This is a genomic window from Leptotrichia wadei (genome assembly GCF_007990445.1).
Lineage (GTDB): Bacteria > Fusobacteriota > Fusobacteriia > Fusobacteriales > Leptotrichiaceae > Leptotrichia > Leptotrichia wadei_A.
Genome location: NZ_AP019841.1, coordinates 1,161,046 through 1,187,364, shown reverse-complemented (window position 1 = coordinate 1,187,364; position 26,319 = coordinate 1,161,046). Strand labels below are relative to the sequence as shown.

General features: G+C 27.2%; 23 protein-coding genes. 15 read left to right on the top strand and 8 right to left on the bottom strand.

Annotation, left to right across the window (positions count from 1 at the left end):
* The first annotated feature begins 143 nt into the window (after positions 1-143).
* From FVE74_RS05655 to FVE74_RS05610, 10 genes are all read left to right on the top strand, one after another.
* A complete protein-coding gene (locus tag FVE74_RS05655; RefSeq protein WP_147003618.1) occupies positions 144-860 on the top strand; it encodes an epoxyqueuosine reductase QueH in 717 nt (238 codons plus the stop codon).
* A 107-nt stretch (positions 861-967) separates the two neighbouring features.
* Complete coding sequence (locus FVE74_RS05650; protein ID WP_147003617.1) at positions 968-1,585, top strand: metallophosphoesterase; 618 nt, start codon at positions 968-970, stop codon at positions 1,583-1,585.
* A gap of 161 nt (positions 1,586-1,746) precedes the next feature.
* Entirely contained in the window at positions 1,747-1,884 is a 138-nt protein-coding gene (locus tag FVE74_RS11495) for a hypothetical protein (RefSeq protein WP_172617439.1), read from the top strand.
* Positions 1,885-1,895: 11 nt separating this feature from the next.
* The gene (locus FVE74_RS11770; protein ID WP_197735147.1) at positions 1,896-2,741 is read left to right on the top strand and encodes a hypothetical protein; all 846 of its coding nucleotides are present in this window, start codon (positions 1,896-1,898) and stop codon (positions 2,739-2,741) included.
* Positions 2,734-4,074 carry a hypothetical protein gene (locus tag FVE74_RS05640; RefSeq protein ID WP_147003616.1) on the top strand — a complete coding sequence of 447 codons (1,341 nt, stop codon included), beginning with the start codon at positions 2,734-2,736 and terminating at the stop codon, positions 4,072-4,074. The genes FVE74_RS11770 and FVE74_RS05640 overlap by 8 nt, the downstream gene beginning before the upstream one ends.
* A 29-nt stretch (positions 4,075-4,103) precedes the next feature.
* A complete protein-coding gene (locus tag FVE74_RS05635) occupies positions 4,104-4,691 on the top strand; it encodes a YcjF family protein (protein ID WP_147003615.1) in 588 nt (195 codons plus the stop codon).
* 747 nt (positions 4,692-5,438) lie between these two features.
* Positions 5,439-6,638 (top strand): ATP-grasp domain-containing protein, encoded by a 1,200-nt coding sequence (locus FVE74_RS05625; RefSeq protein ID WP_147003614.1) that lies wholly within the window; start codon positions 5,439-5,441, stop codon positions 6,636-6,638.
* A gap of 21 nt (positions 6,639-6,659) precedes the next feature.
* A complete protein-coding gene (locus FVE74_RS05620) occupies positions 6,660-7,397 on the top strand; it encodes an esterase family protein (protein WP_147003613.1) in 738 nt (245 codons plus the stop codon).
* A 235-nt stretch (positions 7,398-7,632) separates the two neighbouring features.
* Entirely contained in the window at positions 7,633-9,372 is a 1,740-nt protein-coding gene (locus tag FVE74_RS05615) for an ABC transporter ATP-binding protein (protein ID WP_147003612.1), read from the top strand.
* Positions 9,372-11,270: an ABC transporter ATP-binding protein gene (locus FVE74_RS05610; RefSeq protein ID WP_147003611.1), complete on the top strand. Its 1,899-nt coding sequence runs from the start codon at positions 9,372-9,374 to the stop codon at positions 11,268-11,270. The genes FVE74_RS05615 and FVE74_RS05610 overlap by 1 nt, the downstream gene beginning before the upstream one ends.
* Positions 11,271-11,970: 700 nt before the next feature.
* Here FVE74_RS05610 and FVE74_RS12125 read toward each other — a convergent pair.
* Together FVE74_RS12125 and FVE74_RS11900 are read right to left on the bottom strand one after the other, a co-directional pair.
* Positions 11,971-12,099, bottom strand: coding sequence for a hypothetical protein (locus FVE74_RS12125; RefSeq protein WP_269473144.1), 129 nt, complete (start codon positions 12,097-12,099; stop codon positions 11,971-11,973).
* 267 nt (positions 12,100-12,366) lie between these two features.
* Positions 12,367-12,930: a hypothetical protein gene (locus tag FVE74_RS11900; protein WP_232053878.1), complete on the bottom strand. Its 564-nt coding sequence runs from the start codon at positions 12,928-12,930 to the stop codon at positions 12,367-12,369.
* A gap of 272 nt (positions 12,931-13,202) precedes the next feature.
* Between FVE74_RS11900 and FVE74_RS05595 the strand changes: the two genes are divergently transcribed.
* From FVE74_RS05595 to FVE74_RS05580, 4 genes are all read left to right on the top strand, one after another.
* Complete coding sequence (locus FVE74_RS05595; protein ID WP_147003610.1) at positions 13,203-13,853, top strand: YdcF family protein; 651 nt, start codon at positions 13,203-13,205, stop codon at positions 13,851-13,853.
* A 150-nt stretch (positions 13,854-14,003) separates the two neighbouring features.
* On the top strand, positions 14,004-15,800 hold the full coding sequence (lepA, locus tag FVE74_RS05590) for a translation elongation factor 4 (RefSeq protein ID WP_147003609.1): 1,797 nt from the start codon (positions 14,004-14,006) through the stop codon (positions 15,798-15,800).
* Between the two features lie 227 nt (positions 15,801-16,027).
* Positions 16,028-16,666 (top strand): 3'-5' exonuclease, encoded by a 639-nt coding sequence (locus FVE74_RS05585; RefSeq protein ID WP_021746583.1) that lies wholly within the window; start codon positions 16,028-16,030, stop codon positions 16,664-16,666.
* A 51-nt stretch (positions 16,667-16,717) separates the two neighbouring features.
* Entirely contained in the window at positions 16,718-19,963 is a 3,246-nt protein-coding gene (locus FVE74_RS05580) for a DUF3427 domain-containing protein (RefSeq protein WP_147003608.1), read from the top strand.
* A gap of 220 nt (positions 19,964-20,183) precedes the next feature.
* Here the strand turns inward: FVE74_RS05580 and FVE74_RS05575 are convergent, their stop codons facing one another.
* Positions 20,184-20,561: a hypothetical protein gene (locus FVE74_RS05575; RefSeq protein ID WP_147003607.1), complete on the bottom strand. Its 378-nt coding sequence runs from the start codon at positions 20,559-20,561 to the stop codon at positions 20,184-20,186.
* Positions 20,562-20,574: 13 nt separating this feature from the next.
* A complete protein-coding gene (locus tag FVE74_RS05570; protein ID WP_147003606.1) occupies positions 20,575-20,958 on the bottom strand; it encodes a hypothetical protein in 384 nt (127 codons plus the stop codon).
* 131 nt (positions 20,959-21,089) lie between these two features.
* On the opposite strand from FVE74_RS05570, the gene FVE74_RS05565 reads away from it, so the two are divergent.
* Positions 21,090-22,211: a tyrosine-type recombinase/integrase gene (locus FVE74_RS05565; protein ID WP_147003605.1), complete on the top strand. Its 1,122-nt coding sequence runs from the start codon at positions 21,090-21,092 to the stop codon at positions 22,209-22,211.
* A gap of 346 nt (positions 22,212-22,557) precedes the next feature.
* Here the strand turns inward: FVE74_RS05565 and FVE74_RS05560 are convergent, their stop codons facing one another.
* From FVE74_RS05560 to FVE74_RS05545, 4 genes are read right to left on the bottom strand one after another with little or no spacing between them, the layout of a single operon-like run.
* Positions 22,558-22,926 carry a helicase gene (locus FVE74_RS05560; protein ID WP_147003604.1) on the bottom strand — a complete coding sequence of 123 codons (369 nt, stop codon included), beginning with the start codon at positions 22,924-22,926 and terminating at the stop codon, positions 22,558-22,560.
* A 4-nt stretch (positions 22,927-22,930) separates the two neighbouring features.
* Positions 22,931-24,433, bottom strand: a complete 1,503-nt coding sequence (murJ, locus tag FVE74_RS05555) for a murein biosynthesis integral membrane protein MurJ (protein ID WP_147003603.1) — start codon at positions 24,431-24,433, stop codon at positions 22,931-22,933.
* A gap of 43 nt (positions 24,434-24,476) precedes the next feature.
* Complete coding sequence (locus tag FVE74_RS05550) at positions 24,477-25,187, bottom strand: segregation and condensation protein A (RefSeq protein ID WP_147003602.1); 711 nt, start codon at positions 25,185-25,187, stop codon at positions 24,477-24,479.
* Between the two features lie 3 nt (positions 25,188-25,190).
* Complete coding sequence (locus tag FVE74_RS05545; protein ID WP_147003601.1) at positions 25,191-26,192, bottom strand: bifunctional riboflavin kinase/FAD synthetase; 1,002 nt, start codon at positions 26,190-26,192, stop codon at positions 25,191-25,193.
* Positions 26,193-26,319 lie beyond the last annotated feature (127 nt).

Genomic DNA, 26,319 nt, shown 5'->3' with positions numbered 1-26,319 from the left:
ATAAATCAAAAGTTTAAAAAATTTTAAGTATATAATTTCGTAGAAACAAACAATTTATAATTAAAAAACGATTAAATATAATTCCACCTTTTAAACAAAATATAATAAAAACTAGCAGAAATAAAGAGGAGAAAATAATTTTTATGGAAAATAAAGAAAATTTTATTGAAAAAGACATAAAAAATGCAAAAGAAATTTTAGAGAGAATGAATCCAAATCAAAAAATCAATTATCATACAATTTTGACGAAATTAATTTCAGATTGGAAAAGTAAAAATATTCGTCCTAAAATAATGATTCATAGCTGTTGTGCACCTTGTAGCACGTATACTTTGGAGTTTCTTACACAATATGCTGATGTGACAGTGTTGTTCGCAAATAATAATATTCATCCTAAAGCTGAATATAAGAAAAGAGCCTTAGTACAAGAAGAGTTTATAAATAAATTTAACGAACGAACAGGAAATAATGTTGGATTTATTGAAGATGAGTACAAACCAGCTGACTTTTATCGAGCTGTGAAAGGATTAGAAAACGAAAAAGAAGGTGGAGAGAGATGTACTGTTTGCTTTCAAATGAGATTAGATATTGTTGCAAAAAAGGCCCAAGAGTTAGGATTTGATTATTTTGGAAGCGCATTAACATTAAGTCCTCATAAAAATAGCCAATTAATAAACACTCTTGGATTAGAAATTCAAGAAATTTTTGATGTAAATTATTTGCCATCAGATTTTAAGAAAAATAATGGTTACAAGCGTTCAGTCGATATGTGCGCAGAATATGATGTTTATCGTCAATGCTATTGTGGGTGCATTTTTGCAGCATTGGATCAGGGGATTGACTTGAATGAGTATAAGTAAGATTTTTATAAAATAAATTGTAAAAATCTTTTATTTGAGGTATAATATTAACAAAGCTTAAATTATAAATAAAAATTAATTTTAATACTTTGGAAGATGATGGAAAAATGGGACTAAATATAAGAAAAATTAAAGAAGATGATTATCAAAAAATTTTTGTTTTGACAGATATTCATGGAAGATTCGATTTGTTTGAAAAACTAATAGAAAAAATAGATTTGAAAAAAGAAGATTTACTACTGATTCTTGGAGATAGTTGTGATAGAGGGAAATTTTCTTTTGAGTTATATAATTGGTATGAAGAAATGATTCAAAAAGGTTACAATATTATTCACTTAATGGGAAATCACGAAAATATGCTTTTTGAATCAATAAATGATGAAAATTCTCGTTTAAATTGGTTATATAATGGTGGAAATGTTACTGTAAAATCTTTTTTGAACATCAAACAGAAGAAAAAAACAATAGATGAATATTGGAAAAATAATAAATTCTATGAAGAAAAATGGTTATTTAATTTTATTGAAAAAATGCCTCATATCGTTGAGAGTGAAAATCATTTATTTGTTCATGCAGGAATTGATTTTTCTAAAAATTTGGAAGATCAAGAAATTAAATATTTATTATGGACTCGAGATGATTGGTATAAAAAAATAATACAGGAAAAATCGTATATTATGGTCATACCCCACAAAAAGATATTAGCATTAAAAATAATTGTATAAATTTAGATTCAGGATGTTTTTTTACTGATGTTTTAAGATGTGTTGAGTTAAAGGAAAAGAAATTATTTGTTTTAAAAAACAATAATATTAAAATAGAAAAATTTGATATAAAACAAATAAAAAAGAAATTAACTGAAGAAAGAAAAAAAGAATATGAAAAATTGATTGAGGATTATAAAGAATATATAATAGATTTAGAAAATAAAACAGATAAAACAAAAAAAGATGAACAAAATTTATTAGAAGTTAAAGAAAATCTAAAAAAATTAATTGGATTAAAAAGAATATTGGAAAAGTAGGAGAATAAAATATGTTTAACGCAGAATTGAAAGAAAGAGCAAAAAAAGATTTAGAGGAAGTATATGAAGATTACAAAAGAACATTAGCTAATACTGTAAATCACTCTGAATCATTATATGAGAAAAAAGTATATGCTGTTGAAATACTTAAAAATTTTAGTAGTTATATTCAGAAGTTGTCAAATAAACCAATAGAGTTTGAAACTATTTTAGGTAAAATAGAGATGAATATAAAAAAATTTGACAATAAAATTGAAGAAGTAGCAAAAGAGGTTAATCAAGCAAAAGTAGTTCCAACAGCTGTGGCTGGTGCAGGAGCATTAGCTGGTGCAGGAGTCGCTGCATTTGCTCCAACGGCGGCGATGGCAATAGCAACAACGTTTGGAACGGCTTCTACTGGAACAGCAATAGCAAGTTTATCAGGTGCTGCTGCAACAAATGCTGCATTAGCCTGGCTTGGTGGAGGAGCATTAGCTGCAGGAGGAGGTGGAATTGTAGGTGGGGAAGCGCTTCTAGCATTAGCAGGACCAATAGGTTGGGCTATAGGAGGAAGTGCATTATTAGGTGCTGGATTGATCTTAAATGGTAAAAATAAAGAAGCTGCTGATAAAATTGAAGAACAAATATTAGAAATAAAAAAAGAAATGATGAAAATAATGAAATTAGATATTAAAGTTTTAATGTCTGAAAAAGAAATAAAAGAAATTTCTAATAATATTGAAAATGGATTTGAATTAATAAAATATAAAAATGATTATAATCAATTTTCGATAGAAAATAAAGAAAAATTAGCAACATTAATGAATATTTCTGAATCGTTATCGACTAAAATAGGAGAATTTGTGTCAAATGAATAAGTACGAATTAAAAGAAAAAGAATGGAAGTTGTCGACCTGTGATAGATATGATTTCATGATTGCTGGCTTTAGTGGAGCTATTGCAGGAATTATTGATGTCTTTTTTGTTGGAAATCCTAGTTTAAGTAAATTAGGAAGTTTGACAGATGATGGAGCAGATGAATTAGTAAAAAAATTTGCTAAAGTGAGTGGTTGGAAACCTAAAATAGATAATGAGAATAATGTAGCTTCTGCGATAGGATTTCTTGAAGGTAAGTTTAGAGTGAACTATGATCAAAGAAATACAACCGATGTAAACAAATTATTTAAAATGGGAACTAAAAATCATCATATAAAATCACTAAGCCATTCACCTGATATCATTGGATTATTTTTTTCAATATTAAATCAATTTACATCTACTGCAACATTTGTTAGTGAAGGGAAAATATTTAATATTGATACATCAGATGGAAAATTTGAATTGAAAGGGAATAATTTTATTGAAAAATTATTTTGCGGATTCTGTAATTGGATTGGACACATAATGTCTGATCTATCTGGAAGTTCAGGTGGAAGAGGAAAAATAAATGCTGGAAGAGGTTCAGGAATACCGATTCCTTTCATGGAATTATTTTTGATGTGTGATTTTGGTAAATTTCAAAATGGAAATGATAGACAAACATTAGCTGTAACAATGACAAGAGTTTTTCAAGAAGGATACGATGCCCGTTTCGGAGTAACAATGTCAATTCCTGTTTTAATACAAGAATTAATGATTAGAAGTTTATGGGTGATTAAAAAAAGATATTTTGAAAAGAAAGATTGGAAAGAATGTATTCCAACTGAAAAACACGGAGATCTGAGATTAATGTTACTTATAGGATATACAACTTTTTGTTTAATAGATGGTATTGATGCAGGACTTCGTTCAGGTGGCAATATGGTACAATTTATTCTCCATTTAAATTATGTCGCTTGGGTAAGATTAATAATGTTAGTATTTAAAGAATTAATTATACGTTATGGTCCTTACATAAAGGAATATTTAGATAAGTTTTTATATTCTATATTTAATACAATTAAAAATTTAAATGAACAAAAATTGATAAAAGAATTCTACGAAAGAATACAAAAAATCGATAGAGAGATAACAAAGACTTTGTATGAATTTATTCAACAGGTACAAGAAGAATATAAACAAAGACAAAAATTATTAATTGAATCTTTTTCAAAAAAAAATAATGCGACTCAACAAATGATTTATAGTGTTGAATATGCTAAAATAATGGGAGTTTCAAAAGAAAAAATCATTTATTCTGTAGAAGAATTAGATGAGTTATTAAAAAAATAATATTAAATAAAAAATAGGAGATACTGAAAATGAGTGGAAATTATTATGATGATGAATTTGAAAAACTTAAAAAAGAATTAAACAATTTAAAAAAGGAAGCAGGAAAAGACGAGGAAATAGATCAAGAGAATGAAAGAATAGAGAAAAAAAGAAAGCAAGAAGAAGAAATTGAAGAAGTAGAGTATCAAGAAAAGAAAGCGAGAGAAATTGTTGATATGAGTTCTGTAGCAGCAGGTGGAGTAGGAGTTATACCAATACCTTTTGCAGATGCGATTCCTATTTCAGGAATACAGTTAAATATGATCTATCAAATAAATGAAAAATTTAATGTTGAAACAGAAGCTAAAATGATTGTTAGTGGACTAGGAACTGTTATTGGTGCTTCTATGATTGGAAGAACAGTAGCTTCTAATCTATTAAAATTTATTCCTATTGTTGGTTCAGTGGCTTCAATCGGAACAGCCGCTGCTATAACAAAAGCTATGGGAGAAGCTTACATAATAACATTGAAAAATTTGTGTATTAGATATATTAAAGAAGGAAGACCAACTAACTATCTTGATATGGATGATATTGTTGAGGAATTTAAAAATAATTTTAAACCACCTAAGAAATAAAAAATTCCCAATTGACATTTTCAAAAAAATAATATAAAATAAAATATATCAAACCCCCTGCAGTATTTTAAATAATACAAGGTTAGTATGCCTACGCAGGGCTTTTTTATAGGAGAAATTATTATAATGACGAAACATAAATTTTTGACATGCAAATTTTTAAAAACAGAGGAATGATTATCGAGGATGAGAAAGATGCAGAGAGAATATTGAATTTTATAAATTATAAATTGAAGGAGTGTTCGTTGCCTTTTGAAGAGAGTGTTCATAATTTTGTGTAAACTAATAGATAAATCCAGTAAATTTAATACTTTGCTGTTCTATTTATACAAAAATTTTTACACATCCTTTTTGAAGTATACGAAATATATTTAAGGAATCACTTTTAACCAAGTTTTAAATAGTTTTTTTGAGAATAAAATTTGCAATTATATTTATTAAAAAAATTGAACTTTAAAATAGCAAAATAGCAATAGCAATTTTAGTATATTTGATTCATTAGAGAAATATGTAATAATAGCACGAATAAAGAGACCTAAAGATTAGGATTTAAAAATTTTAGAATTGTTGAAAGTTTGAAAATATAGAAATATTAGAAAAAAATAATCAAGTATTAAAAAGTTATATTTAAAAAATTGAGAAATTTGTATCATAATCGACTTGTAAAATATATATTTTTTATGATATAATGAAATACAGTTAATTTAATTAAATCATTTATAAATAAATTAAGGAGATGAATAGAAAATGAATTTCGTTTATATTTCACCACAATTTCCAAAAACAAACTGGGAATTTTGTGATAGATTGAAAAAAAATGGAGTAAATATATTAGGGATAGCAGATGTAGAATATGATCAGCTGGATCAAAAATTAAAGGACAGCTTGACTGAATATTATAAGGTTTCTAGTCTTGAAAATTATGATGAAGTATTGAAGGCAGTGGCTTTTTTTACTCATAAATATGGAAAAATAGACTGGCTTGAATCTAATAATGAATACTGGCTTGCACAAGATGCACAGCTTCGTTCTGATTTTAATATTACAACAGGAATAAAAGCTGACAAGATTGCTAATATTAAAGAAAAATCGAAAATGAAAAAAGCGTATAAGAAGGCAAAAGTGCCGTTTGCCGATTTTTCATTAGTGACAACACCTACAAAAGCGAAAAAATTTATTGAAAAAGTCGGGTATCCAGTTGTAACCAAGCCTGACAATGGAGTTGGAGCGAGCGATACTCATAAAATTAAAAATGAAGAAGAGTTAAAGGCATTTTTTGAAAATCGTAATAAAGATGTAAAATATATTATGGAAGAGTATGTTGATGGAGATCTTGTATCTTACGATGCCATTATTGACTCTAATGGTAATCCTCTTTTTGAAACTGGTATATTTGAACCTGCAATTATGGATGTTGTAAATGACGGGCTTGATGTTTTTTATTATGTGCAAAAGAAAATGCCTGAAAAATTGCTGGATGCAGGAAGAAAATCTATAAAAGGATTTGGAGTGAAAAGCAGATTTGTTCACTTGGAATTTTTTAAACTTAATGAAGATAAGGATGGATTAGGTAAAAAAGGTGATTATATTGGGCTGGAAGCAAATATGCGTCCTGCAGGCGGGTATACTCCTGATATGTACAACTATGCCAATAATACAGATGTTTATCAAATTTGGGCTGATATGGTAGCTTTTGATGAAATTAGAAATGCAAACTTGAATGAAGACTTAGAAAAAAATTACTGTGTTTATGCCAGCCGTCGTGATAATAACAATTATGTTCATTCACATGATGAAATTAAGCAAAAATATGGAAATGCGATTGTAATGGATGAAAGAATGCCTGATATTTTTTCAGAAGCTATGGGAAATTATATGTATACAGCAAAATTTGCTACAAAAGAGGAAATGGAAGAGTTTATAAACTTTATACATGAAAAGGCATAAAAAAAATTATAGGGAGAAAAAATGCAAGTAGAATACAGAAAAGAATATAGTCATAATCTTGGAAGAGAAATGGAATTTAAAAGATATGGACATGCTGGGAAGCCAGTTTTAGTATTTCCTTCACAAGATGGAGATTGCAATCAATATGAAGAATTTGGGATGGTAGATGTCTTATCAGACTATATTGAGCAAGGAAGATTGCAATTATTCTGTGTGGGAAGTGTTGACAGGGAAAGCTGGTCAGACATTAACGGTGACCCAAGATACAGAATAGAAATGCAGGAAAGATGGTTTAATTATATTGCAAATGAATTTGTACCTAGAATTCAGGATATTTCTTGGAGAAGTGACATTATTGTGACAGGGTGCAGTATGGGTGGAGCACATGCGGGAATTTTATTTTTCCGTAGACCTGACTTATTTGACACATTAATTTCACTAAGCGGAATGTTTGATGCGTCAATGTTCTTTGGAGATTATAAGGATGATTTAGTTTATAACAACTCTGTTGTTGATTTCTTGAGAAATATGCCTTGGGATCATTATTATTTAGATTTGTATAGACAAAAAAATATCATTATATGTATTGGGCAAGGTGCATGGGAAGGTGAACTGCTTCCAAGTAATAGGGAATTAGCACACATTCTTTATGAAAAACAAGTTCCAGCATGGACAGATTTCTGGGGTTATGATGTAGCCCACGACTGGGACTGGTGGAGATTGCAAATAAGATATTTTATGGAACATTTGGATATTTAAGTTTGAATCATAAATATTAAAATTTTTAAATAACTAAATAAAAAAGCACTGAGATTTATTAATTAAAAAATAAGTTTCGTGCTTTTAAATTTATATTGATTATTCTACTAAAATTGAGAGTAATATAATATAAAAAAAGAAATTTATATCCAGTTCGCTGGTTAATAAATGGAAATAGTATAAGTTAATTTATTCTAATAAAAAAAATCAAAAGAAAGGAAAGGTGTTTATTTAAATGTTAAAAAAATTATTTTCCAGTCTTAGGGAATATAAAAAAAGTGCATTGATTTCGCCTATATTCATTGGAATAGAAGTTATTTTTGAAATGCTTATTCCGACGCTTATGGCAATGATTATAGACAATGGGCTTAACGGAAATAACGGAAAAGGTGATATGAATTTTATTATCGTTATGGGCCTTATAACGCTGGGAGTGGCGATGTTGTCGCTGTTATCGGGAATACAAGCCAGTAAATATGCTTCTTATGCTTCGGCTGGATTTGCTAAAAATTTGAGAAAGGATTTGTTTTCTAAAATACAGTCATTTTCGTTTACAAATATTGATAGATTTTCTACAGCTGGACTTATTACAAGATTTACAACAGATGTTAATAATATCCAAAATTCATTTCAACTATTAATAAGAGGATTTGTAAGGGCTCCGCTTATGATGTGTGTTGCAATATTTATGTCCTTTATGATAAATCCAGGACTGTCAATGATATTTGTTGTTGCAGTTTTATTTTTAGGAACTTTTCTAGCTTTTATCATTTTTAAAGTTCATCCAATATTTACTGCAGCAATTAGAAAATATGACGACATTAATGCCAGTTTGCAGGAAAACATTAACGGAATCCGTGTTGTAAAAGCATATATCCGTGAAAAATATGAAACAGGAAAATTTAAAAAGGCAACGGAAAATTTGAAGAATATGCTATTAAAGGGAGAAAACATTATAATTTTTGTATCTCCAGTAATGCAGCTGACTGTATTTTCATGTATTTTGCTGCTTTCCTGGTTTGGTGCAAAGATGATTGTCGTGCGTGAATTGACAACTGGAGAATTGACAAGTTTATTTGCCTATACAACAAATATTCTTATGAGTCTTCTTATGCTCGCAATGATGCTTGTAAACATTGTATTTTCAAGAGCATCAGGAGATAGAATCGCAATGGTTTTAAATGAAGAGCCTAGCATTAAAAACCCTGAAAATGGAATAACTGAAGTAAAAGATGGTTCGATTTTATTTAAAAATGTTGACTTTAGTTACAGCAATAATCCTGAAGTGCTAAATTTGACAAAAATAAATCTGGAAATAAAATCTGGAGAAACTATTGGGATTATCGGTGGAACTGGAAGTGCAAAATCGGCTCTTGTTCAGTTAATTCCAAGACTGTATGATGTTTTAGATGGAGAACTTTTAGTTGGAGGAGTTAATGTTAAAGATTACGATATAAAGACGCTTCGTGACAATGTGGCGATGGTTCTTCAAAAAAATGTGCTGTTTTCAGGAAGTATAAAGGACAATTTACGTTGGGGAAATGAGAATGCGACTGATGAGGAAATGGAACATGCCTGTAAATTGGCACAGGCTGATGAATTTATCCAAAAATTTCCTAAAAAGTACGATACTCGTATTGAACGTGGCGGAGCAAATGTGTCTGGAGGGCAAAGACAAAGGCTATGTATTGCAAGAGCTTTGCTAAAATCTCCAAAAATATTAATTTTAGATGATTCAACCAGTGCAGTTGACACAAAAACAGATAAACTAATAAGAGAAGCCTTTAAAAATGAATTGCCACATATTACAAAAATTATTATTGGTCAAAGAATCTCATCAATAAAGGATTCTGATAAAATATTAGTTTTGGAGGATGGAGTTATTACAGCTGCAGGAACACACGATGAACTAATTAAAATGAGCAACGTATATCGTGAAGTTTACGAATCTCAGACAGAAGGGAGTGATGAGTAATGGCTAAAGATAACAAAAAATCCCAAAAATCTGAATCTAAAAATCAGATAAAAGGGTTAATAAGACTACTGGGGTATATGTTTAAGCATTACAAGATTCGTACATTATTTGTCATTGCATTTATTTGCCTTAGTTCATTTGGAATGGTTGTCGGAACGATGTATTCAAAGGAATTAATAGATGGAGTTATTATTCCAAACATTGGAAAAAATAATCCAGAGTTTTTAAAAAGCCTAATTTCAATAATTTTTAAGATGATAACTGTTTATGCCGGAGCAGTTGCATGTACATATATTTATGAAGTTTTTATGATTTACATTGCACAAGGGACATTAAAAAAATTAAGAGATGATGTATTTATACATATGGAATCTCTTCCTATAAAATATTTTGACACGAATGCACATGGAGATATAATGAGCGTCTATTCAAGTGACATTGATGCATTGAGAAATATGATGGTAGAAAGTTTATCGCAAGTAATTTCTTCAATCATTACAATTATAAGCGTACTTATTTCAATGTTCATCCTAAATGTTCCATTGACATTCTTTGTAGTAGTAATGATTATAATTATGATTGTCACAACAAAGACTATTTCTGCAAAAAGTTCAAAGAACTATACTGCACAGCAAAGAAATATCGGTATTGTAAATGGATATGTAGAGGAAATAATAGAAGGCCTGAAAGTTGTAAAAGTATTTTCGTATGAGAAAAAAGCTGATGAACGTTTTAACAAGCTGAATACGGCATTATTTAACAGGGCAAACAATGCAATGAAATTTGCAAACATTCTAGGCCCTGCTGTCGGAAACCTTGGAAATATAAACTTTGTACTTACAGCGGTTCTTGGTTCAATAATAGTGTTTAATAATATTGCAGGATTTACAATCGGTGGACTTGTATCATTCTTACAGTTCATAAAAGTAATAAATCAGCCTGTTTCACAAATTGCACAGCAATTAACATCAGTAATATTGGCATCGGCTGGAGCTCAAAGAGTATTTAACCTGTTAGATCAGACACCTGAGCAAGATAACGGCTATGTAACTCTTGTAAATGCAAATATTGATGAAAATGGAAAAATTACAGAAACAGAAAAGCACACAGGTGCATGGGCCTGGAAATATCCACATTCTGACGGAACGATTTCTTATGAAAGACTAATGGGAGATGTTGTTTTTGAAGATGTAACATTTGGCTACAATGATGAAAAAACAATCCTTCACAATATCAATCTTTATGCAAAGCCAGGAGAAAAAATCGCATTTGTTGGTGCAACAGGAGCTGGAAAAACTACAATTACAAACTTAATTAACAGATTTTACGATATTAACTCTGGAAAAATCCGATATGATGGTATTAATATTGAAAAAATAAAAAAACATGATTTAAGAGAATCGCTTGGAATTGTATTGCAGGACACACACTTATTTTCTGGAACAGTTGCCGACAACATCAGATATGGAAAACTTGATGCAACAGATGAAGAAGTACGTGCAGCCGCAAAACTTGCCAATGCCGATCATTTTATAAAACACTTGCCACAAGGCTACAACACCTATTTAAGTGGTGACGGTTCCAGCCTTTCACAAGGGCAGCGGCAATTATTATCAATAGCAAGAGCGGCAATCGCCGATCCACCAGTTTTAATTCTAGATGAAGCAACTTCAAGCATTGATACAAGAACAGAAAAAATTGTGCAGGAAGGAATGGATAAGTTAATGGTAGGAAGAACAGTATTTGTAATCGCCCACAGACTTTCAACTATTAAAAATTCTGATGTGATAATGGTACTTGATCAAGGAAAAATTATTGAACGTGGAAATCACGATGAACTGATTGCTCAAAAGGGAACTTATTATCAACTTTATACAGGTGGATTTGAAAATCAGTAAATTATAACTTAAAAATTTAGAAAAATTTTAAAGTAATTATAATATATATAAAATAACAGTTATACAATTATTTAGTTAGCTGTGATTTTTTTATTAATTTATCTAAAATAATTTTATTTTGCATATTTTGCATAAAAAAAAATTATCAAATCTATAAACTTTGTATAAATGGACAAAAACTGTCCAAGTTGTTACAATTTATTATAAAAATTTGAAAATTCTTTTTTTTAAGGTATAATTCTAAAGGCATAATAAAATAGAGAATTAAGTTGCCAGGTTTTAAGGAAAGGATAAAGAATGATGAAATTAGAAAAAATAGAAAAATTGTTTAGGTTTATAGAAATTAAGTAAGAAAAATCCGGAAATTTGAGTAAATTTATAAAATTTCATCAGGTAAGGTAGAGAAAAAAGGTTAGTAAAAAAATAATTTTTAATTATCGCTATGGAATAGACATATATTTTGCTACAGAATTTTCTTTCACTGCTTTATCACAATAACTTTTTAAATTATTTCTCAATGTTGAAAAACTTACAGCTAACATATTTATCGCTCCTTTATAGTTTTTGTACAATTTATTATAATTTTTTTGTACAAAATGTCAATTAAAAAATAAAATAAGAAATTGACAATAATAATAAAATCTACATTTTTCATCTGAGAATGCCATCTATCCTTTTTTGTAAGATAATGTATTTTTATTTAAAAATTTTCTTTAAACCTTCCAAATATTTCTTCTATTTCAATATCATTATAAATATCTTTATAGGCAACAATAATAATTTCAAGTTCTTTTAAAAAATCTTCTTTTGAAATTCTTTCTACATTCATTTCATCTCTATTATCTCTGTATCGTTCAAAATTTAATTCCTTACCTTTTAAACTTTTATTTTCAATATCAAAATTTTTCTCTTTGTATAAAAAGCCAACATTTCCAAAACTTTCATATTCTAAATCTTTTGAATAATATTCTATTTTAATATCATTTTCTATTTCTATTCTATATATTTCAGAATATTTTTCTTTTTCTTCAATTTGAAAATAATCAACTCCATTTATTCTAAAAATTCTCTTTTGTTAAGCATAAATTCTTTTAATCTATCTTTTCCAAGAAGACAAGAAAAAATTTCTTTTTATATTAATATCCCAATAATTTATATATTTTATATAACAATTAATAAACTCCAAATTATATTTATTTTCTTTCTCGTTATATTTTAATAAGAAATTTCTTAATTTATCTCTTTTAAATAAATTTTCTAAATCAACATTTATTCTAAAATTTTTAAATTTTTCCATATATTTTATATAATTATGCAATTCTTGTTCAACAAAATTTATTAAATTAGCATAATCAGCGATATTTTCAAAATAGTAAATTAAAAAATAAGAAAAAAGTTCTTCATAACCATAATAAACTCTAATTTCACTATCAGAATTACACTCAGAAATATATAATGCTGTTTCATCGGTTTCATTCCAGCCATTATTAATATACATACCCTGATCTTCAACGATTGTAGTTTTTGTTGAATTATCTTCGTATATATTTGAAACTACATATGGAAAATTTCCTATTTCATTTACTAAATTATTAAAAAAATCATATTTATTCATTCCTAATTCTTCATAAAAATTATCTTTTATTTTTTTGATTCTCATTTTTATCTTTTCCCTTTTTTTTACTTTCTTAAATATTTCAATAGTTTTTATATAATTTATTATAGTATTTTTTAAATAAAACATCAATAAAAAAATAAAAACAAAAAATTGACAATTATTGTAAAATATAATAAAATATTTAAAAGAGTTTTTAAAGTTCAGGACTATAGTGATTTTACAGCTATCGTGAAAGAATAATTATTTTATAGCGGTTGTTTCAGAAATGGAACAGCCTTTATTTTAAGAAAGGATACTTTTAAGATCGAAAACTTATGAAGAATACAATTATAACAGTAATAAAAATTTCTATCATCATATTTATTTTTTTATTTTTCTTTGTACAATATTTCATAATAAAAGAATATATAAATGATAGAAAAGCCGTAAATGAAAATAAAAAAGTAGATTATGTAATAATACTGGGGGCAAGAGTAAAAGGAGAAAAGCCTGCTAAATCACTTATGGAAAGGATAAAGGCGGCAACGGAGTATTTAAAGAAAAATCCAGAAGTTAAGGTTATTGCGACTGGAGGAAAAGGGAAAAATGAAGGTATTGCAGAAGGGGTAGCCATAAAAAGAGAACTCTTGAAAAATGGAATTAGTGAAGATAGGATTATTTTGGAGGATAAATCTAAGAATACGGTTGAGAATTTTAGATTTAGTCTTGAAAAAATAAGAAATAGTGAAAATGGCAAGAATAAAAATTCTGAAAATAATGGAAATCGAAAAATAAAAGTATTGATTGTAACGAATGATTATCACATTTTCCGTTCTAAAAATATTGCTAGAAAAGTTGGATTTGATAATAAAGATTATGAAATTTATGGTCTTCCGGCAAAAACACCATTGATTTCAATTCCACAATCGTATTTTAGAGAGTTTTTATCGAATGTGAATTATTTTCTTTTTCAGTTTAAAAATTAAATAATTTTGGTAAAATATTTTTTATAAAGACTATGAAAAAATACAAAATTATTATATAATATAAATAATGTTGAGTAACTGGGCTTGGATAAAGTAGTTGCTCATTTTAAAAATACACTAAAAAAATAATAAACGGAGGAATTAATATAAATGTTGGATCAAAAAAATAAAAGAAACTTTTCGATAATTGCACATATTGATCACGGAAAATCAACTATTGCAGACAGGCTATTGGAAAAAACAGGGACTGTGACTCAAAGGGAAATGGTAGATCAGCTTCTGGACAGTATGGATTTGGAAAGGGAAAAAGGGATAACTATTAAGGCACAGGCGGTTACGTTGAAATATAAGGCTAAAAATGGAGAAACTTATGAATTAAACTTAATTGATACTCCAGGGCACGTTGACTTTATTTACGAAGTATCGAGATCGCTTGCAGCTTGTGATGGGGCCTTGCTTGTAGTTGATGCTGCTCAAGGGATAGAGGCGCAAACATTGGCAAATGTGTATTTGGCACTGGAAAATGATTTGGAAATATTGCCTGTAATTAATAAGATTGATTTGCCATCTGCAGATCCTGATAAAGTTAAATTGGAAATTGAAGATGTTATAGGATTACCTGCAGATGAAGCAGTTCTTGTTTCTGGAAAAACTGGATTTGGAATTGAAGATCTATTGGAAGCAATTATTAAATATATTCCAGCTCCTAAAGGAGAAATTGATAATCCGTTAAAAGCGTTAATTTTTGACTCGCATTATGATGATTTTAGAGGAGTTATAACGTATATTAGAATAATTGAGGGAAAAATTGCAAAAGGTGACAGAATCAAAATTATGTCTACTGATAAAGAATTTGATGTATTAGAAGTTGGAATTTTCTCACCTAAAATGAAAGAATCGGATGAATTGACAGCTGGTTCAGTTGGATATATTATTACTGGTATTAAATCAATTAAAGATACTCAAGTCGGAGATACTATTACACACGTACAAAATCCAACAAGTACAGCACTTGAAGGGTATCGACCTGCACTAAGTATGGTTTTTGCTGGAATTTACCCAGTTTCGACAGATGACTACGAAGATTTAAGAGAAGCGTTGGAAAAATTACAACTAAATGATGCATCACTTTCGTATGCTCCAGAAACTTCGCTTGCATTAGGATTTGGATTCAGATGTGGATTTTTAGGACTTTTGCATATGGAAATAGTTGTAGAAAGATTGCGTCGTGAATTTAACATTGACTTGATTTCAACAGCGCCGTCTGTTAAATATCACGTAACACCTGAACAGGGACAAATGATAGTAATTGATAACCCTGCAGAATTTCCAGAAGGGAAAAAATATATTGAGGAACCTTATGTAAAGGGTACAATTATTGTTCCAAAAGATTATGTTGGAAATGTGATGGAACTTTGTCAGGAAAAAAGAGGAACATTTATTAATATGAATTATCTTGATGAAACGAGAACTATGATCAGTTATGACTTGCCACTTGCAGAAATTGTAATTGATTTTTATGATAAATTAAAATCACGTACAAAAGGTTATGCTTCATTTGAATATGAAATGATTGGATACAAAGAATCAGACTTGGTAAAAGTAGATATTTTGGTAAGTGGAAATCCAGTAGATGCCTTTTCATTTATTGCACATAAGGATAATGCCTATTACAGAGGTCGTGCAATAGTTGAAAAATTAAAAGATGTAATTCCAAGACAGCAATTTGAAATACCATTACAGGCTGCATTGGGTACAAAAATAATCGCAAGGGAAACAATTAAGGCACTTAGAAAGAATGTGCTTGCAAAATGTTATGGTGGAGATATTACACGTAAGAAAAAATTATTAGAAAAACAAAAAGAAGGTAAAAAGCGAATGAAGGCGATTGGAAATGTAGAAATTCCACAAGAGGCGTTTTTATCAGTATTAAAATTAAATGACTAATTTATCTTGTATAAACATAAAAATTCATAAAAATTAGACTTGTTCGATAACTATATAAACTTAGAATTTATGAAATAAAAATATTTTGAAGCAATGGGTATTGATTCCTTGTGTATAGATAAAAAGTTTTATATTATCGAACATATCTATTGATTAAATAATCCAAAAGTTTATTCGATGTAAAATTATAAAAAAGGTAGGAAAAAACAAAAAGGAAAGAGAAAATAGTGAATAAAGAAATAAAATTAAATAAGAATATTATATTTTTTGATGTGGAAACAAACGGATTTCAAGGAAGTTCTGTTTTGTCGATGTCTGCGATAAAGGTTAATTATAATTCTGAAAATTCTGGAGAAGAGAGAAACAAATGGAAAAAAGTTTCTGAATTTAACAGATTTTATTTTAGAAATGAAGGCGAAGAGTTAAATGAAGGTGCAATTAATGTAAATGGATTGACAGATGATGTAATTTTAAGTGAAAGGAAAAATATTATTCAAAATACAGGAATTGAATATCCTTTGACTTTTAAGGAAGATATGGATAATTTCTTTTTATTTTGTCAGGATACAAGCCATTTTGTCGCTCATAACATAAAATTTGACAGAAGTTTTGTAGATTTTCCATTGCAAAATCAATTTGATACTATGCTAACAAATATAGATATTGTAAAGGTAACAGGTTCTTCCTATGGAAACTACAAATGGCCAAAATTAATGGAATGTGCCAATTATTATAATGTTCCATTTGAAGAAAGTCAATTACACGGAAGTTATTATGATGTTTTGATAATGTTTAGAATATTTTTTAAAATGATGAAGCATAAGACTGGAAATAAGCGAATTTTAGAATTTTTAGAAAAAGAGTAATTTAAAGGACTTAAACTCTTGTAAAAATTAATTAAAATAAAAGGGGTGAAAATGAGTATTTTAGCAAAGAAATCTGAGTCAAGTAATTTAGTAAATGCAAAAGAAAAAAATGATAATTTTCTGGAAATGACTGAATACAAGGAAAATTTGGAATTTGAAGTTCTGGAAACTTTTTCAAAAAAGATTTCTAATTTTATTGGAGAAAATGATTATCAAAAAGCTATTGAATTTACTGAAAAACAGCTATATTTACTAAATCAGACATTTAATAAAAAAAATAAAAATACTAATTTTCATTTTGAATTACCATTAAAACGAAAAGATAAAGATATAATCGGAAATATAAATGAATTAATTATAAACGAAAAGGCTAAATTTCGTAATTTTTTTATTTATTTAAAGCAGGAATTGCTAAACTGCAAAAAATTCTATTTTATTGTAAGTTTTATAAGATATTCAGGGATTCAGTTATTAATAAGCACTTTGGATGAACTTGAAAAACAAGGGATTCAAGGAGAAATTATAACATCTGTTTATTTAAATATTACGGATTCAAAGGCATTGCGAAAACTTTTGTCGTATAAGAACATAAAAGTTAAGATTTATAATAATTCAAGCGAGAGTTTTCACACAAAAGCATATTTATTTGAAAAAGAAAAATACCATAGTGTTGTAATTGGATCATCTAATATTAGTCAAAGTGCATTGTATTCGGCAGAGGAATGGAATGTGAAGCTGACAGATAGCAGTTTTTTTAATATTTATGGAAAATCGCTAAATCAGTTTGAGAAGTTGTGGCATAGTAATGAAGCGATAGAATTGACACAAGATTTTATTGATGAATATGAAAAATATAAAAAATCTGTAAATGTACAAAATACTTTTGATTATAGAAAAACCAAAATTGAACAAGAAAATGAATTTGTACCAAATAGCATGCAAAAAGGAGTTTTGCAAAAACTAAAAGAAACTAGAATAAACGGCAATAAAAAGGGCCTTGTAATTTCTGCAACTGGTACAGGAAAAACTTATCTTGCCGCAATGGATATAAAACAGTTTTTTGAAATTAATTCCAATACTGAAAATAAATTATTTAAAATAAATGATAAAAAATCAAAAACTTCAAATATAAAATTTTTATTCATTGCTCATCGTGAAGAGTTGCTAGAAAATGCAATAAATGTTTTTTCAAAAATTCTTAAAATTGACAAAAATGAATTTGGAAGAATTTATGGCGGTTTAAAGGAAATTGATAAAAGTATAATTTTTGCTTCGATTCAGTCTTTAAGAAATTGTTACAATGAATTTAAGCCTAGTTTTTTTGATTACGTTATAGTTGATGAATTTCATCATTCAATGTCAAATAGTTATTTAAAAGCATTATCATATTTTAATCCAAAATTTCTATTAGGATTAACAGCAACTCCAAAACGTATGGATGGAAAAGACATTCTATCACTTTGTGATTATAACGTAGTAGATGAAATTGGAATAAAAGAGGCTTTGGAAGAAGACTTGATTGTTCCTTTTCATTATTTTGGAGTAAATGATTATACGATTAATTATGATAATATTCCTTACAAAAATGGGAAATACAATGAAAAAATATTATTAGAAAATTTATTATTGAACACACGTACCGATTACATTGTTGAAAAAATCAATAAATTTGGCTTCGATGGTGATGAACTAAGTGCTGTTGCATTTTGCCAGAATATAGAGCATGCTTTTTTTATGAAGGAAGAATTTTCAAAAAAAGGTTATAATTCAGCTGTGATCACAGCAAATACAAGTTCAAACGAAAGATCAGAAATTTTAGAAAAATTTAAAAACAAAAAAATTGAAATTTTATGTGTAGTAGATATTTTAAACGAAGGAATTGATATTCCAACAATTAATTTACTGCTATTCTTACGTCCCACAATGTCGTCAACAATTTTTATACAGCAAATTGGGAGAGGATTGAGAAAGGCTAAAAATAAAGACTTTGTGACAATTATTGATTTTATTGGAAATCATAAAAAAGATTATTTATTAATAAATTATTTTTCGAGTGAAGTTGATAATAAAGATACTTTATTCACAAAAAAAGAAAAAATTATAAATGAAATTAAAAATCAATTTTCAAATATTCCAAAATCTTGTTATGTAGAGTTAGATAGAATTTGCCAAAATCGTATTATTGAAAAAATAGAAAAAATTAATTTTAGTTCAAAAAATATTTTAAAGGAAATGTATTTAGATTATAAAGCTGAAATTGGAAAATCAGAAAATGAAATTTTAAAAGTGAGTGACTTTGATACAAATATTGAATTATTTCAAGAGTTATCCCTAAAGTTAGGATCATTTTATAATGCTCAGTTACAATTTGAAGATTCTGAAATCAAACAAAATAAAATATCTTTATTAAATTCAGAAGAAATTGAATTTTTGGCATATTTAGAAAAAAAATTAACGATTGTAGAGCCGTTTACGTATTTGATTGTAAAATATTTGATAAACAACGATTTTATAAATTTAGAAATTATTGCTGATGAATATAAAAATTATTTTAATATTAAAGATGATTTTCAAAAAGAATATGTAATAAATCGTATTTTTACGGAATTAGTTGAAGATAAAATTTTGGAAAAAAATTCAAAAAATAGATTATTTAAAATTTCAAAAAAATATAATAAAATATTTGAAAATAAAAGAGAGAATAATGATGAAATAAATTTAAAACTTATAGATTTAGATAATTCTCAAAACACAAATTATAATTTTAAAAATAGGCTAGAAGATTTACTATATTTAGGATTATCAGAATTTAAGAAAAACAATAATCTTTCAATATTTAATGAAAATATCTTGATTCCATATAAAAAATATAAAAGAATTGAACTGCAAATTTTGCTGGATTCAAAAGTTCCGAAAGGCAGCTGGAGAGCTGGTTATGCGAATACTGATAAAGATATTTGCTTATTTGCGACAATTGATAAAACGCACATTTTTCAAGAGAATTTAAAGTATGACAATTCATTATTTGCAGATGATATTATTCAGTGGATAAGTCAACCAAAAACTTCTCATAATTCAAGTGTTGGACAAATGTTTATTCATCATAAAGAAAAAGGATTTAAGGTTCACATTTTTATACGAAAATATGCTTTTATGAATGGAAATAAGACAAACCCTTTTATCTATCTAGGAAATGCAAAGTATTACAGCAGTCAAGGCGATAAACCAATGAAAATATTATGGAAATTGGATAAGAAAATTCCTCAAAAATTAATTTATGAATTATATAAATTTTAAGTAATGGAATAAGTCTTAAAAATTATGAAAAAATCTATCTAAAGAACGAATAATAATGCTAGTAGTTAGTAGTAATTTATGAAATGTGTTTGGCATAAAAGTATGCGATAGAATAGATTCTTATATTATATTTTATTATTTATATTTATCACACATTACATATTACTCCATCTTAATTAATGTATGTTATGTAAAAATTTTATAAATGATAAATGGAGAACTACAATTTAATTTTTGAAAGAATTTTTTCAAAAGTTATTTCTTTGTTATAATAATCTAATTTTTCTAACCATAATTCTAATTCTTTCTTTCTTTTTTTAAAAATTTCCAAATCCTTTTTATTTCCCAACATAATTCCTTCAAAATGCTCGGGCAAATTACATAGTTCATAATAACCACACAAAAAATCATATTTTGAATTATTCTCTAATGAAAGAGACCAATTAAATGGCATTTTGGATTTTTTTACTTCAATAAAAATTTCTGAAACCCATTTTATTTTTTTTTCTTCTTCTATTAAATAATGTGATTCCTTATTATTTTTAAAATGACATATTCCCATTACTAAATAATCTATATTTTTATATCTTATTTTCATATAAACTCCTTATTTATCTTTCAAACTTATATAGCATATTATCGAAAATATTGCTATAATTTAAAATCTCATCATAATATTCTAAATTTTTTTGCCAATTTTTATTCATTTCATCAGATTGTAATTTTTTGTATTCTAAAGCTTCTTCTCCTTCCCAATGATATGCAGCATAAATAAGATTTTTTGTCAATTTTTGTGGACCTATAATTATCTTACACCATTCTTTATTTATTACTTTCCAATGCCAATCAAAAGGCATCCTTCCATCTACAATTTCTAACTCTGTATCAAGAACTTCAAAATTACTATATAATAAAAACAATTTTTTTTGATTATCTAAAATAATAATTCCAAAAACTTCATGAATCGTTCCATTTTCTTTTAATTTTACTTTCATTAAATATTTTCACATCCTATCTCAAGTTAAGTATATCACACAAAATCAAAAAAATCGAGATAAATTTTTCTATTATATAGAGATAAAAATATGATATAATTATTTAAGATCAAAAATTAAGGAGATTAAAAATGCCAGTTTACTATAATGCAGATAAAAAAACATGGTATGCGATGTTTTATGCTAAAGATTACAAGGGTGTAAATAAAAAGTACAAAAAAACTGGGTTTAAGAAGAAAAAGGAAGCTCAGGAATATGAATATGAGTTTAAGAAAAAAATTGCTAAATCTGTAAATATGTCATTTCAATCGTTGTATGAACTTTATTTTGAGGATTATAGCAAAAGACATAAACCTACAGCTATCAATACTGTGGAAAATTTTTTTAGGTTACATATATTGCCTTTTTTTGGCGATGTTGAGATTAGTAAGATTAATTCCTATATGATTCGGGAATGGCAAAACGAGATGCTGGAAAAGAAAAATGAAAATGGAAAGCCGTTTAGTGAGAATTCTAAAGCTAATATTTATGCAGCTTTAAAAAGTTTGTTTAATTGGGCTACAAAATATCAAGGATTGAATGAAAACCCTTGTAGAAACATTGGATCGTTTGGAAGTAAAAAAAATCGGTCTGAAATGAAGATCTGGTCTGTTGGAGATTTTGAAAAATTTATAGATTTTCTTGAATTAAAAAATAAAGAAAAAAACGGTAAATATTCTGACGCAATTATTATATTTAAAGTCTTATTTTGGACTGGATTACGAATTGGAGAAGTTTTGGCGCTTACATTTGATGACATTAATTTGGAGGAAAAATTTATAGATGTAAATAAAACTATTTCTCGAATAAATAAAAAAGAATATGTAACCACTCCAAAAACTTTGGGGTCAATAAGAAAAGTTCTTCTTCCTGAAATTCTTATTTCAGATTTAAAATCATACTTTTCTAAATTTGAATTAGAATTACAATTAAATAAATCAAAGACTTTAAACTCTCAAAAAGTATTTAATTTAAAAAATTCTCAATTACGTTATATTTTAGAAAAATATAGCATCCAGGCAGGTGTTGAAAAAATAAGACTTCACGATTTTAGACATTCCCATGCTTCATATTTGTTATTTATCCAAGCCGACATTACCGCAATCAGCAAACGCCTAGGGCACGACAATCTACAAACTACTATAAATACTTATTCTCATTTATATAAAGATGCTAATAAGCAGCTTATGAAAAAGTTAAATAATAATAGTTGAATTATTGACATTTAAGTGTTATACTATAAATATAAAGGTAAATATTGAAGTTTTAGGCAGAAAAAAACATTGAGAAAAAAACTAAAAAAATAGAACTTTTATAGAACTTTTAAATTTTTAAAATGGTAAAGTAACCCTTATTTTACAATATATGTGGCCAAAAATTCTATTTAAGGTTCACATAAATCAAAAGTTCTAAAAATCAATGAAATACAAAATAAAAAACTGTTTTATCAAAATAAAGCGATTTAAAGCAATAAAAAATCATCGACGATAAAAAGTATGGCTTAATCAATTTTAAGCTCTTATATGGCTTTTTACGCGGTGATTTTTTTAGATCTTATTTTTATTTTTTATAATATCTATAGTGTATATTTTTTTCTTTTAGAAAATTTGAATCTTTTGCCATAAAGGCTGTCAGAACAAATCTGAGATTTTTTACATTTTTGTGCTGCGAAATTACTACAAAATAATTTAGCTTTCCAATTTTTTTCTGATAAAAATGTTCTTTACGGGATTTTGACTGTTTTGTTACGAAATCTGGATTTTCTAAAACTTCTTTTATAATTTCCAATGATATTTCAGGATGCTTTGGAAAAATATGTTCTTCAAACTGATTTTTGCTCATTACAACTTTTTGATGCAGCTTCGCTTTAAATTCATAAACTTCTATTCGTTTTCCTGTCTTTGTATATCTAATTTTTTCTTTTATCATAACTTTACCATTTTCTTCTTTTCAAAACTTTTCTTATTAAATCTTTTCTAAAAGTAAATATCAAAGCAAACCAAATAATCAAATATATTATTGCAAATATAGTTAAATTAACAACAATTCCATATTTATTCTGAAATTTTATCACGCTTGAACCCCAATAAGAAATCATCGAAGTTACAAATGTCACTCCTAAAATTGCAATATATTTTAAGTTTCTTAATTTTACATATTTTTTGTTTAGCGAAATATATAAAATTATAAAGTTTACCATTGCAGAAAATGAAGTTGCGAATGTCAAACCGACATGTCTATATTGCTTATACAAAAGTGAATCTAAAACTATGTTTATAAATATTGCAGCAAAAGATGAAATAACAGGTGTCTTTCTATCTTTGTAGACATAATGGCTTCTTGTAAGAAGATGTATTGTTGAGAAAAACAGAAGTCCCAAAGCATAAAACTGTAATGTTTCTGAAGTAACTTTTACAGCTGCCGCATTAAATTTCCCTCTTTCGTAAACTAATCTTACTATTTCTTTTGCATATCCAAATAAAATTACACTTGATGGAACGATTAGAAAAGATAGCATATATAATCCTTGATGAACAACTCTTCTCACTGTTCTGTTATCATTTTTTACAACAGCTTTTGACAATGTTGGGAAAATTACAACTGCTAGTGAAATTGCAAAAACTCCTATTGGAAGCAAGTATAATCTACTTGCATAATTTAATGCACTTGCTGTTCCAGCTGGAAGTGAAGTTGCAAACCTGTTGTCAACAATTTCATTTATTTGATAGCCAAAAATTCCGACTAATGTTGGAACCATTAAAATAAACATTTCTTTTACATATTCATCTTTTAAGTTTAAAATAAATTTATATTTTTTCATAATTTGAAAAAATTGTGGAAGCATTATCACTAACTGAAAAACTCCAGAAAGCAAATAAGCTACACCCAGTCCATAAATTCCCATTTTATTTTTTAGCATTAAAGTTCCAACTATGATTGTCAAGTTAAATACAATTCCCATCGACGCTGAAACTGCGAATTTTTTGTAATTATTTAATAATGACGATACGACTCCAGATAGTGCAATAAATAAAAAATAAAAAGCTACGATTTTCAATAAGTTATTCGCTGCATCAAATCTTTTTGGATCGTTAAAACCTGTTGTCACTTTTAAAATTTGTTTAGAAAAGAATATCATAATTACAGAAAGTGTCGATGTAAATGCAACTATTAAGTTTAAAAGTGAAAATACAAAGTCATCTGTTCTCTCTTTTCCCTCTTCTGCCATTCCACGGTTATAAATTGGAATAAATACCGTTCCAAGCGATCCTTCCCCAAACAATGTCGTAAAAAAGTTTGGAATTTTTGTAGCACTGACATAGGCATCTGTCATTCCAGTCGCTCCAAAAACGCTTCCGATAATCATTTCTCTTATAAGTCCTAAAATTCGGCTTAACATATTTATTATCATTACTATAAAACTAGATTTAAACATTAAAATTAATTTCCTTTCTTTTGATTTTCTATTTTTATATTTCTTATTTTATGGATTTAATAAAAAAATTCTTTTCTTCTACAATTATATCAATTTCTCCATTTTTAAACATATCTAAAATACAAAGAAATAAAGTTACTATCCTAGATTTAGAAAACTTATTTTTTAACAGATGATTAAATTCTACTTTTCGATCTTCTTTTATAATTTCAGAAATTTCATTATGAGCTTCTTCTGTTGAGTAATTATCATCTTCTAAATTTAGAATTATCCTTTCTTCAAAATTATTTTTTTTTATCATTTTTGAATTAATCAAATTCTTTAGGCTTTTGAATAAATTATCTAAATTTAGGCTTGAAATGTCATATTCAATTTCACTTCCTATACTTTCTGTTCCTGTTCTTGTATAAGGAACATTATATTCGTTTTCATATTTTGAAAACAATTCAGAAATTTCCTTAAATAATTGATATTCAATTATTTTTTTCTCTAAATTTTCAATCTTTTCAAATTTTTTATCCCTATTTAATATCGAATAAGCCTTAATTTCAATTAAATCAGTTGCCATTATTAAAAATTCAACCTTTATTTTTAAATTTAATTCCTTTTGCGCATGAATATAATTTAAATAGTCATCTATTATTTGTGAAACATTTATCGAATTTATATCCATCTTCTTTTTTTCAATTAAATGAAGAAGCAAATCAAGAGGCCCTTCAAAATTTTCAATTTTTATTTGTATCATATTTTCCATATTCTACCTAATTTCTTCTTCTTTTTGATATTTATCTGAAATTTTATTTTTCCAGTACTTAGCATCTTTTCCAATCTGCTCCTTCAGTTCTTCAACCGAACTAAATTTTTTTTCATATCGAATATTTTCCAAAACTTCAATCAAAATAATTTTTCCATAAATATCTTCACTAAAATCAAAAATATTAGTTTCAACACTAAGAACTCCAACATCAACTGTAGGATTTCTCCCAATATTCATTACTCCGTTATAAACCTTGTCATCACCTTGAATATGAATCTTCACCCCATAAACTCCAAATTCTGGATAAATCTTATTTTCAAATTTTAAATTTGCCGTAGGAAAGCCAATAACTCTTCCAAGTTGTTTCCCATAAATAACCTCCCCAAGAATAATGAAATTATGTCCAAGAAGTTCCATAACCTTATCAAAATTACTTTTCTTAATATAATTCCTAATTCTTGTACTGCTTATAACTTCTCCTTCTTCATCCAGCACAGCATCTTGAACATTTAATTTTATATTTCTCTCTTTTAATAATTTTTCAAGTATGCCGACATTCCCAGATTTCCCTTTTCCAAAAGTAAAATTAAATCCACAATAAACTTCATCTGCATTCAATTCATTAACAATTACCTTTTCCACAAATTCTTCAGGCGAATAATTCCTAACTTTTTCAAACTGCTCCAAATAGAGATAGTCAATTTCATTTTTATTTAGTAAATAAGCCTTTTCAGAGCAAGTCGTTATTTTAGTCTGCTGATTTTTAGGATATTCACTAAAAGTATAAACTATTGTTTTTAATCCTTTTTCCCTTGCCCTCTTCACAGCCTTTCTCAAAATTACTTGATGTCCTTTATGAATCCCATCAAAATTTCCTAAAACAGCAATATTTTTATTACATTTTATTTCTTCAATATTTCTATGATAATCAGGAATTTCTGCATTAACACAATATTCAATAATCTCCTTTATTTCTGCTAAATTTTTTGTAATAAATTTCATCAACTTTCATTCCTTTTTTATTTTTTTATTATTTAAAAAATATCTTATAGACATATGCTTAATATTCATAATATTTACTTTATTAGATTTTATCATAATTTCAATTTAATGTATAGTGAAAAAAGAA